Genomic DNA, 12,289 nt, shown 5'->3' on the forward strand with positions numbered 1-12,289 from the left:
ATTTGAAAAAAATTCCAGCAGGATATGAAGTTTGTGAAAAGGGAGATATTAACTTCTGTGGTGTAGAAGATGTAAATGTCAAAGTTCGTAAGGTTGCCGCACAGACAAGAACAGTTTATGTACATTATATTGATGCTGAAACAAAGATTCCATTTGAAAACGCTATTGAAAAGATCGAAATTCCAGCTGATGAAATTCATGTTAATACAAAAGATTTAAAGGAAATCCCAGCAGGATATGAACCAGTTGTTACTGGAGATCTTGATTTCTATAATACAGATGATGTAAACGTAGAATTACGTAAAATTGAAAAGGTTACAACATTGCATGTAAACTTCGAAACTGTTGATGGAACAGTAGTTGGTGAAAAGACATTTGAAAAGACTTCTACAGATGAAGAAGATGTAGTATTCGCTCTTGGTGATGATATTGTTCTTCCTGAAGGATATCACTGGGTAGATTATAATGACCAGATTAAGAATGTTACACTTCCAGCTGGAGCAACAGGCGGAACTGTTATGTTCGTTGAACAGGATGAAACAAAGGCTGTTTTAACAGTTACATTCGAAACAAAGGATGGCGAAACAGTTGGAACAACTTCTGTTGCTAAGGAATTCACTGTTGATGAAAACGGTGATAAGGTTACAACATTTGTTCTTGGTAAAGATTTCACACTACCAGAAGGTTATCATTTAGCTGATGGTGTTGATCAAGTAACTGAAATTACAATGCCTGGTACAGTTGGTGGACATACAGTAATTGTAGAAAAGGATGCAGTTGCACCTACACCTACAGAAGATCCAAAGAAGGATGACACTAAGAAAGATGATACTAAGAAGGAAGAAACAAAGAAGCCTTCTAAGACAGCTGATACAGCTGATACATCTGACGTAGCTGCTTATGCAATTCCATTAGTAATGAGCATGGTTGCTATTAGTGCAATTGTTGTCGGTAGAAAAAAATTATCCTAATTAAAACTACTGCATAATTGATTATTTCAATTAAGTGTTGAAAGTAAGTATAAAATTGTCGGAGTTTATCTCCGACAATTTTTTCTAAGAGGAACTTTATGAAAAAGAGGAAAATAAAAAAAGGAAATCTACTATTTTTAGTTGGTTGTATATTATTGTTTATTTCAGTTATTACTTTTGTTATTATGTTTTTGTTAAATAGTCAAAATAGTTCTGAAATGAAAAAGAAGATAGATGCAGCCCATAACTATACTGCATACCAGAATGTTGTAGTAACAGATAATAATTTAGATGGATCATTAAATGATGTACTTGCTGAAGGAATAAAAAAGTGGGTTAATTCAACATTAGGTATGGATGATTCTTACTCTTCTGACAGTAAATCGAAACTTTTAAGAAAATTCTATGATTCTATTGAAAATAGTGATCAAAAAAAGAAATTGACTGATACATTAACTGAATTTTATTCTGGTAAAACTATTACAACAGAAAATATTGACATCTCTATAACAGAAGCTAAAGAAGCAACTCTAAACGAAAAATCTGTTGGTCTTGTAAATTGTAAAGCTACAATTAGTGGAACTAGAGATGGAATTGATTTTCAAAATATCTATGATCTATCTTTGTTACTTTCCTACGATACAGATCCAGTTGGCATTTATGTTGTGAAAAGTATTGTCAAGGAATAAGTTTTAATTATATCTTAATACTTTGACATCATTTTCGGTTTGCCAAATTCTGACGGCACTTATGGGAGCAAGTCATAAAACAAACTGAAAAGAGATAAGAATTGAAGCCATTTGAAATGATTCTGTTCTTATCTTTTTCTTTTGTTCGATTCAATACTGTTATCTACTATTTTTTATATAGTTAGCTTTCTATCGGTTACGATTAAACGATTAATTATTAAATGATCTATTGACTGTACTTCGTCTAATTTCTTGCCTGTCAATATTGATACGACATACACATTCTACTCTTCGTATCATGATTTATATTCGTCTTCAAAAAATGTTAAGAAGATTACTTTTTAACATATATGGCATTTTTACTGACGAGTGTGCGAGTAAAGTTGTTATAATAGAAAGCAGAAAGAGAGAAAATATATTATGGGATTTAGTAAAGATTTTTTATGGGGTGGTGCTACGGCAGCCAACCAGTACGAAGGTGGCGTATTCGAAGGTGGTGCAGGTCTTGCAACTGCAGACGTCATGACAAACGGTTCTCATACAGTTCGTCGCCAGGTAACATGGAAGAAGGAAGATGGAACAACAGGTTCTACACCTTTATGCTTTGGTTCTGAAGAAAGACATTTACCAGAAGGTGCAATTCCTTGTCTGTTAGATGATGACAAGTATTATTATCCTTCTCATATTGCTTCTGATTTTTATCATCATTACAAAGAAGATATCAAGCTATGTGCAGAAGAAGGATTTAAGTGTTTTAGACTTTCTATTAAATGGTCTCGTATTTTCCCTAATGGAGATGATGCAAATGTAAATGAAGAAGGCGTTGCTTTCTATAAGAGTGTCATGGAAGAATGCAAGAAGTATGGTATTGAACCTCTTGTTACATTGTCTCACTATGAAACTCCATTATCATTGGCACAGAGATTTAATGGATGGAATGATCGTAAACTTGTGGATATGTTTGTTCGTTATGCTGAAACTTGTTTTGATCGTTTTGAAGGCTTGTGTAAGTATTATTTAACATTTAATGAAATTAACTGTATTGAAGCTGCACCTTATGTAACTGCTGGCTTGATTCATGCGGATGAACAGAATATTGCTAATGCAACGTTCCATCAGTTTTTAGCAAGTGCGAAAACAGTGATTGCGGCACATCAGTCTCATCCGGAAATTCGTGTTGGTATGATGCTTGCTTTTGGCCCTGTATATGGCTATACATGTGATCCATATGACCAGTTATTAGCAAAACAGCAGGAAGATAGAACATTGTTCTATTCTGATGTGCAGATGACAGGTGTATATCCTACCTATAAGCTAAAGGAATATGAAAGAAAGAATATTACAATTCCTTTTGAAGATGGTGATGCTGCTTTATTAAAAGCTGGTGTTTGTGATTTCTTGAGCTTCTCATGTTATGGTTCTCATGTGTTAACAACACATGTTGATGAAGATATGAAAAAGGGTGAAGGAAATGGTGCAATGCAAAGAACAGTTGCCAATCCTTATCTCAAAACAAATGCATGGGGATGGGCTACAGATCCACAGTGCTTAAGAATTGTATTGAATACATTCTATAATAGATATCATTGTGATTTGTTCTGTGTTGAAAATGGTATTGGATGGAATGATAAATTTGAAGATAATACAGTACATGATGATTATCGTATTGATTATATGAGAGCTAATATCCAGTCTATGAAGGATGCGGTTGATATTGATGGTATTCCTTTAATGGGTTATCTGTATTGGGGATGCGTTGACATGGTTAGTAATGGTGAAGGTGAAATGGCTAAGAGATATGGCCAGATCTACGTTGATGCCGATAACTATGGACAGGGCACAATGGAAAGAAAGTGCAAGGATTCTTACTACTGGTATCAGAAGTGTATCAAGAGTAATGGAGAAGATTTAAAGTAATGAAAGAAAGAGATATTGTATGAGTGATTCGCTCATCAATATCTCTTTTTTCTTCTAGATAGTAAGTGTTCCTTCTGCTAGATCTTTTGAAAGAAAAGGCAAAAAATATAGTGGAATTGTTAATAATTTTTGCTCGGAATTATATCCGTAGTTGTTTTTGGAAATTTTAATAGCATATTCAAATTTATTTTGGTTAGAAAACTTCTCAAGAGAATTCAATGTTCCTCTTCCTTTTTTTACATCTATTGGATATAGTTTGTTATTGGATTCGATGATGAATTCAAATTCAGCTGAGGATTTTCCTTTCCAATAAAATAGGTGATTTCCTTTAGCAATGAGTTCATCGGCTACATAGTTTTCGAAGAATATTCCTGATAATGTGTTTTCTCTATCACTGGAAACAAAAGATTCTGCATTGATGCCGCTTTGATAAGAAAACATACCAATGTCTGCAAGGAATAGTCTGAAATTACTTTCACTATCTGGCATTAATGGAGTCGTGACATGTTCTTTTAATTGAAATGATTGATGAATAATATGAGACATTGTGAGCCATTGTATTGAAGTTGCAAAGTCTCTCGTTTTCTTTTTTTCTTCAATCAGCCCAGGAGAAAAATTTTTCGATTCTTTATTAAGTTCTTTAAAAATATTTTGGAAAAGCAAGCGAGAACGAAGAATAGATTCTTGGCTGGCTTGATATAACTCCATATCAGATAAATAGTTATCATATAGTGACTTGAGGATATTTCGACATTGTAAAAGTGAGGCATTATTTACATATGCATCTACAGCTTCAGGCATTCCACCAATCAAAAGATATTTATATATTTGTTCCATTGCGAGATTATGAATCTGTGAAGAAAGAGGTTTTTTTTCAGCGTATGCATTCTGTACTGTTTTGTATAGAATTTTGTTGCTGTTGAGCAAGAACTCATCGAATGACATAGGATACAGAGTTAATTGATCGATTTTCCCGACAGGAAAAAGAAATTGGCTGTTAGATCCTTTTTTGCGAATTTCTCTTTGCAGTTTGATTCGAACCATTGATCCAGTTGAAATGACAGGAATATCTCTATAATCTTGGCAAAAATATTTTAGAGCAGAAATAATGTTTGGACATTCTTGTACTTCGTCAAAAATTAAAAGAGTATTTTTGTTGATTTCTTTGTTGAAACGCAAAGAAATATATTCAATTATTTTTTGAGGGTTCGCAGTTTGAAAACAAAATTCACGGATTTCATCTTCGATTTTAAAATCTATATAGATAAATTTGTTTTTATAAAATGTTTTTGCGAAAAGCTCTTTTATCAAATAGGATTTTCCTGTTTGACGTGCACCCCACACAATGAGAGGTTTTCTATTTGCACTCTTATTCCAGCAAATTAAATCGTTTAATGCTAATCTCTCCATGTTTGCCTCCGTTCTATGATTGTATTTTATCATGAATTGCACCTTTTTATACCTTTTTTTGGAGTGTGAATTGCACCTTTTAATACATTTTTAGAAGAGTTATTTGCACCTTTAAGCATATTTTTTGACATATAATTTGCACCTTTTAGTACTTTTTTTAGAGAGTAACTTGCACCTTTGCACGAATTATAGATATGAGAAATTGATTATGCTTGAAGAAATATGAACGAAATGACAATATAGTAGTAGAAGTTTATGCAAGGAGACAATTTATAATGACACAATTTTTCTGGGGCAATAGTTCTAGCAGCATGCAGACGGAAGGTGGATGGAATGAAGGTGGGAAATCTTTATCTGTCTATGACATTGTAGAACCTGCAGAACATCGCAGTGACTGGCATTTTGCAAATGATAATTATCATTCTTTTGATGAAGATCTGGATTTAATGAAAGATCTTGGTATGAATATGTATCGTTTCCAGGTTTCATGGAGTAGATGTGTGAAGGATGGTGATGGGAAGTTTAATGAAGAAGGATTGGCTTTCTATGACCGTTTGATTGATGGTTTGTTAAAAAGAAATATTACACCAATGATTTGTATGTATCACTTTGATATGCCTTTGCATCTTGCAAGAGAATATAATGGATTTTTGAGTAAAGACGTAACGGAAGCATTTATTCGTTTTGGTAAGAAAATCATTGATCGTTATAGTGATCGTGTAAAGTACTGGATTACATTTAATGAACAGAATTTATATCATAATTCTTATGCATATAAGATTGCGGGTAGTGTGAATTGTGAAAAGAATACAGATACGCTGTATCAGATTTTTCATAATGTAATGTATGCACATTGTGCAATCTGTAATTATCTGCATGAGAATAGTGATGCGAAGATTGGTGGTATGCTTGCATATAGTGAAGTGTATCCAGCGACATGTAAACCTTTGGATATTCTGTGTGCGAGAAAACATGATGAGTTTATGAATCTGACGTTGCTGGATGCTTTTTCACATGGTCATTATTCTGAAGAAATGATGCATTATGTTGAAACACATCGCATTGATATGAAGGCAACAGAGGAAGAATTAGAAGTGATTCGCCATCATAAAGAAGACTATATTTGCTTCTCTTATTATTGTTCAACAACTGTTAATTCAGATAAGATTCCTGAAGGAACGGTACCAAATGAATATTTGATGTATGGTGGACAGGATAATCCGTATCTAGAAACGACAGAGTGGAACTGGCAGATTGATCCATTAGGTTTTAGAGATGTAATAAATAAGATATATAAAAGAACGGGATTACCTGTATTTCCAATTGAAAATGGTATTGGCGTACAGGAGGAATGGGATGGTGACCATGAAATCCAGGATGATTATCGTATTGCTTATCATAGAGAACATATTAAAGAAATGTTTAATGCAATGCATGAAGATGGTATTCCTGTACTAGGATATCTTGGATGGGGATTGATTGATATTCTTTCTTCTCAAGGGGATATGAGAAAGAGATATGGTGTTGTGTATGTGAATCGTACGAATCATGATCTAAGAGATATGAAGCGTGTTCCAAAGAAGAGTTATCACTGGCTGAAAAAAGTGATTGAGAGCGATGGAGAAGAGATGTAAATAATATTGGTTGCATTGCAGAAAGAGATGATATGCATAATGAAGATGAATATAGACAATTAGAGGCTGAAAATAAAAGGCTTAAGCAATTGTTGAAAGAAAATGGAATATTCTATCTTGAAGATGGAAAAGAGTTGTCTTCAAATGAAAAGCTAGAAGTATTTAAAAGTTATTTCCGAGGAAATGACAATGTTTTTGCGTACCGTTTCTGGAATAAAAATCAGAATAAATATGGTTGGGCACCATCCTGTAAAAATAATTTAAAAGAATGTTGTCCACATAAACATCGAATGAAGCAGAAATGTATAGAGTGCCAATATTTTGAAAGAGAATCATTAACTACGGAGGTATTGTCAAAACATTTAAAAGATGCTGAATTTTTAGGAATAGGGTTATATCCTTTGCAAAATAACAGTACTTGTTATTTTATGGCGATTGATTTTGATGAGGATGATTGGTTTGAAGCAATGTTATGTGTCTATCGGGTTGCTAGAGAACTTGAATTAGAATGCGTCATGGAAAAGAGTGCAAGCGGGCAAGGTGGTCATCTTTGGTTTTTCTTTTCTACTGCGATACATGCATATAAGGCAAGAAAATTGGCAAATAGATTGTTGGAAAAAGCAATGAATCGTAATAAAAATATTTCGTTTAAAAGTTTTGATCGTATTTTTCCAAATCAAGACTATGTGAGTGAAAAGGAATTGGGAAATTTGATTGCTGCTCCATTTTGGAAGCATGCATTGCTTAGCAAACAGAGATCAACATGCTTTATTGATACGGATGGAAAATTTATAAAGCATCCAATGGAATATTTAGCACAAATCAGAAAAATTACACAAGAAGAGATTGAAGTATTAACACAATATGAAGAAGACTATTTCTTTGAAAATGATCAATTATCATTGTCTCTGGATACGGATTTTAAATATTCTGGGAAAATTGAATGTATTGAGGAATCAATGTTAAGAATATCAAAGCATGGATTAAATGCGGCAACATTGAGTCTGCTAAAACGTTCAGCGTCCATAATCAATCCTGATTATAAAAATAAAGTACAGATGAAATTGCCGATTTATAATACCCCAAGGATTAAATGCTGGTATGAAGAAACAGATCAATATTTATATATTCCTAGAGGAAGATTTGAGTTTTTGAAAGAAAGAATGCCAGGAACGCAATGGATATATGAAAATCATTGTATACAAGGAAAAGAAATTGAAGTTGCGTTTAAAGGAAATATTCGTGTGGATCAATCGTCAGCAATTACTAAATTGATGAAATATGATTTGGGAATTTTAAAGGCAGAGCCTGGCTGGGGGAAAACGATTGCGACGATTTATTTGATTGCACAATTAAAAGTGAGTACATTGATTATTGTGAATCGTGTAGTTTTGCAAAAGCAATGGGTGAATCAAATAAAAGAATTTCTTCAATATGAAGGATGTGATAAGAAAAAGAATACTTATATTGGAAGGATTGATGGAAATAATAAAAAAGTATTTGGAAATATTGATGTTGCGGTAGATAAGTCATTAGCATCCATGGAAAATATTGATGAAATTCTTTCAAACTATGGAATGGTTATTGTTGATGAATGTCATAACATTGGAAGTACAACGTATGACATGATTTTAAAACGTGTGAAAGCAAAAAGAGTGTATGGTTTATCTGCTACCCCTGATAAACAAAAAGGTCTTTTCCCTGTTGTGCAAATGTATTGTGGACCAGTCAGAGTGAGCGAAAATAAAAAGTCAGTTAGTGCAATGCATAAGATATTAATTCCACGATATACAAATACAAGAATTCTTGAGAAAGATTATAATCCTACAGAGTTATTGCAGTATCTTTGCGAGAATCAAGCAAGAAACTATATGATTTTTCAAGATGTTTTGAAAGAGTATAGAGAAAATAGTCAATGCATTGTTTTGTCAGAAAGAATTGAACATTTAGAAACATTGAAACAAATGTTGGAGCAATCCATTGAGAATGTATTTATTATCCATGGTAAGACAAAGATTAAGGATAGAAATGAAACTTTACAGAAATTAAAGGACTTATCTGAAAAACCATTTGTTTTATTGGCAATCAGCAAAGGAATTGGAGAAGGATTTGATCTTCCGGCATTGCGTACTTTGTTTATCACTGCACCTTTTTCTGCAGATTATCGAGTCATTCAATATACAGGTCGAATTGAAAGAAAATTTGAAAATAAAGATACAATTAAAGTGTATGACTATGTGGATTCTGAAATACGAATGGCTAAAAGTATGTATGAAAAACGCTTAAAAACATACTTGAGTAGAGGGTACTTTATTCAAGAAGAAACAAGTAATAATGATGTTGAAAAAATGTTGTTTGATTATGAATCGTTTAAAAAACAAGTTGTTGATGATATGAGAACAGCAAAAAAAGAAATTACGTTCTTTTCTGCAGCAAATGCTTTTGATTCTTTTTATCAATACTATGATTTATTATCCAAACTTCACTGGAATGGCATTCGAATACATTTTGTTGTAAATGATAAAACAAATCCTCAAATTGTTAAATACATGACCGGCTTGGGTGGAAATGTGATTTACAGCGAACATACGATGCATTTGATTGTCATTGACAAGGAAATCGTTTGGAATTGTCCAAGTGATTTATTTGAAAATGATGAATTTGTAGATGGATATTTGAGATACGAGAGTATTCAATTGGCAAGTGAAGCGTTAAATAGTGTGAATGATAAAGAAGAAATTAACGAAGGGTATTTGCACTTTAGTAAATTTACTGCGTCATGAAAAAATAATTTTGATATACTAAAAAGTGCGTTATTTAACGTACTTTTTAAGTGCATATAAATTATTTAGGGGAAATGAAAACAAAAAGATGTATTAAGGGATTATTGTCGTTTTTGATTCTTACTTCAAGTGTAATTAATGTAAAAGCGGAAAGTAACGTGAATTCTGTGTCTGTGCATGCATGTGATATTCATGGAAATGTATCTGAAGCATCTTATACTGTGAATATTAGTGCTGCACCTACGGAACAGACAACAGATACATTGTTATATAGCTATAGGCCTGTTGATTTAGCTGGAATTGATGGTCCAGCTAATTGGAATCGGATTGATCAGAGTGACTGGTATTATGCAGAATGTTCTTACTTGAGTGGGCAATATGCTACAGTGCAAGAAGCACTGCAAGATGTCATTGATCATGAAAGTGCAAATGGTAATACAGCGAATGTTGAAAACGAAGCACGTATATTCTGTGTGACAGATGCAGAAGGAAATGTGTTATATTATCAGGCTGGATTTGAGGAATAGTGTATGAATGCATTAAAAACAACTTTATGCTTTGGAGCGACGGTTTCAGTTTTATCTACAAGTACATTAACTGCATATGCCAAGGAAATCACAAAAGAACTCAATCATACAAATCAGAATACAATGCATGCAGTTTTAAATCAAAACAATTTATACAGATTAACAAATAATCAATATGAAACATATTCTGTAAAATCGTTTGATCTTATAAAATCAAAAAATATTGTGGATGCAACTTCTAGTGAAAAATCATGGAAATTCATCAATGGAAGCTGGTATTATTCTGATGAAAATGGAAATCAGACAATTGGTTTAAATATCATTGATGGACAGATTTATGATTTTAATGCATCTGGTGCAATGTTGACTGGCTGGCAGTATGTAGATGAGTGGTATTATTTCCAAGGAAACGGTTCGGCAGTACGCAATGCATGGATTGGAAACTATTATCTTGGCAATGATGGCAAGATGCTTAGAAATCAATGGATTGGTGGCTACTACGTTGATGGTAATGGTGCGTGGGTGCCAGGCGCAAAAGAATGGAACTGGGTAAAGCAGGGAAATATCTGGAAATACCAGAGTTCCGTGACTGGGCAGTACCTCACAAATCAATGGAGCCTGATTGGCGGTAAATGGTATCACTTTGATGCAGATGGCAACATGCAAACTGGCTTGCATGAAATTGATGGAAATAAATATTTTATGGATGCTAGTGGTGCAATGGTAACTGGCTGGCAGTATGTAGATGAGTGGTATTATTTTCAAGAAAATGGTTCAGCAGTTCGTAATGCATGGGTTGGAAATTATTATTTAGGAAATGACGGAAAAATGCTGAGGAACCAATGGATTGGCGGCTACTATGTAGACGGCAATGGTGCGTGGGTACCTGGTGCAAGAGAATGGAACTGGGTAAAGCAGGGAAATATCTGGAAATATCAGAGTTCTGTGACAGGGCAGTACCTTATAAATCAATGGAGTCTGATTGGTGGCAAGTGGTATCACTTTGATGCTCAGGGTAACATGCAGACCGGATTCTTTGATGTGGATGGCGCAACATATTATTGTGATAATTCTGGTGCGATGGTATCGAATGGATGGATGGGATCCAATTATTTCTATCCAGATGGCAGACTGGCACGTGATACGTGGATCGATGGATATTATGTAAATGCAGATGGCATTTGGGTTCCGAATGCAACGGAGTGGCAATGGCGTCAAGATGGCAGCCACTGGATGTATAAAAATACTAAGAATAACGCATATGCGAAAAACTGCTGGATGGACGTGAGTGGTTCCTGGTATTATTTTGATCAAGATGGATATATGGTGACAAATACTAGAATAGGAAACTATTTTTGTGGAACTGATGGAAGAATGGCTACATCAAATGTAATTTATGGTGGATATTATTATCACATTAATAGCAGTGGTGTTATTGTCAGCTGTTCGAGAAGCTTATATGGTGTTGATGTCAGTCAATGGAATGGGGATGTGAATTTATCACAATATCAGAATGGGTTTGTGATTATTCGTGCTGGATATGGTTGGTCTACAGATCAGGAAGATACATATTTTAGAAAGAATATAGCAAAGTGTAATGCGTATGGAATTCCGTATGGTGTGTATTGGTATTCTTATGCTACGGATGTAAATCTTGCAAAACAGGAAGCAAATACTTTTATACAGATTTTAAGAAATTCTGGTGCAAATCCTACGCTTGGCGTATGGATGGATGTGGAAAGTGATCCATATAAAGAAGCAAGAATGACTTGGAATCATGCTTCCCTAGATCCAATTGTTAAGACATTTTGTGATACCATTCAATCGAGTGGATATAGAGCGGGTGTATATGCAAACTACAACGATTTTGAAAACAATATTTCCACTGGTTATCTAAAATGGGTTGCACATTGGGGAGAAACCAATGATGGAACTTTGCAGAAAGATTTATCGAATTATGGTGCAGCAATCCATCAGTATACTAGTCGAGGAATTGATAAAAATATTATCTATGATATGGGGTATTTTGATTGATTGACTATTGTACAAAAAGATTGTTTATGCTATTCTATTAACGCACTTTCTTTATGCACGTATAGAGGCATAAGGCAGAAGGGAGAATGAACTATGAAACAAGGAATTCATCCAAATTATTACAAGACTAAGGTTGTATGTACATCATGTGGTGCAGAATTTGAAACAGGTTCTGTATTAAAGGAAATCAAGGTAGATACATGTTCTAACTGCCATCCTTTCTACACAGGTAGACAGAGATTCGCTGCAGCTGCAGGTCAGGTAGAAAAGTTCAATAAGAAATACGGACTTAAGTAAGAATAATGACTTGGGATTTTATCTCAA

General features: G+C 33.9%; 9 protein-coding genes. 8 read left to right on the forward strand and 1 reads right to left on the reverse strand.

Features of this window, described 5'->3' with window-relative positions; all coding sequences use genetic code 11:
• The 3 genes from ACTND6_RS04695 to ACTND6_RS04705 form a co-directional block, all read left to right on the forward strand.
• Positions 1-971, forward strand: a 971-nt coding sequence (locus tag ACTND6_RS04695) for a hypothetical protein (protein ID WP_441045059.1), incomplete at its 5' end; no start/stop codon positions are given.
• Between the two features lie 98 nt (positions 972-1,069).
• Positions 1,070-1,660 carry a hypothetical protein gene (locus ACTND6_RS04700; RefSeq protein WP_441022074.1) on the forward strand — a complete coding sequence of 197 codons (591 nt, stop codon included), beginning with the start codon at positions 1,070-1,072 and terminating at the stop codon, positions 1,658-1,660.
• 420 nt (positions 1,661-2,080) lie between these two features.
• Entirely contained in the window at positions 2,081-3,577 is a 1,497-nt protein-coding gene (locus tag ACTND6_RS04705; RefSeq protein ID WP_441022072.1) for a family 1 glycosylhydrolase, read from the forward strand.
• A gap of 54 nt (positions 3,578-3,631) precedes the next feature.
• Here ACTND6_RS04705 and ACTND6_RS04710 read toward each other — a convergent pair whose 3' ends face one another.
• Positions 3,632-4,987: an ATP-binding protein gene (locus ACTND6_RS04710; protein ID WP_441022070.1), complete on the reverse strand. Its 1,356-nt coding sequence runs from the start codon at positions 4,985-4,987 to the stop codon at positions 3,632-3,634.
• A gap of 275 nt (positions 4,988-5,262) precedes the next feature.
• On the opposite strand from ACTND6_RS04710, the gene ACTND6_RS04715 reads away from it, so the two are divergent.
• The 5 genes from ACTND6_RS04715 (at position 5,263) to rpmE (ending at position 12,262) form a co-directional block, all read left to right on the forward strand.
• Positions 5,263-6,621: a glycoside hydrolase family 1 protein gene (locus ACTND6_RS04715; protein WP_441022069.1), complete on the forward strand. Its 1,359-nt coding sequence runs from the start codon at positions 5,263-5,265 to the stop codon at positions 6,619-6,621.
• Positions 6,622-6,653: 32 nt separating this feature from the next.
• On the forward strand, positions 6,654-9,404 hold the full coding sequence (locus ACTND6_RS04720; RefSeq protein WP_441022067.1) for a TOTE conflict system archaeo-eukaryotic primase domain-containing protein: 2,751 nt from the start codon (positions 6,654-6,656) through the stop codon (positions 9,402-9,404).
• 74 nt (positions 9,405-9,478) lie between these two features.
• On the forward strand, positions 9,479-9,931 hold the full coding sequence (locus ACTND6_RS04725; RefSeq protein WP_441022065.1) for a hypothetical protein: 453 nt from the start codon (positions 9,479-9,481) through the stop codon (positions 9,929-9,931).
• Between the two features lie 3 nt (positions 9,932-9,934).
• Positions 9,935-11,965: a GH25 family lysozyme gene (locus tag ACTND6_RS04730; RefSeq protein WP_441022063.1), complete on the forward strand. Its 2,031-nt coding sequence runs from the start codon at positions 9,935-9,937 to the stop codon at positions 11,963-11,965.
• A gap of 93 nt (positions 11,966-12,058) precedes the next feature.
• Positions 12,059-12,262 (forward strand): 50S ribosomal protein L31, encoded by a 204-nt coding sequence (rpmE, locus tag ACTND6_RS04735; protein WP_178175849.1) that lies wholly within the window; start codon positions 12,059-12,061, stop codon positions 12,260-12,262.
• Positions 12,263-12,289: the final 27 nt, after the last annotated feature.

The organism is Bulleidia sp. HCP3S3_C9, from assembly GCF_052064035.1.
Classification (GTDB): Bacteria; Bacillota_I; Bacilli_A; order Erysipelotrichales; family Erysipelotrichaceae; genus Bulleidia.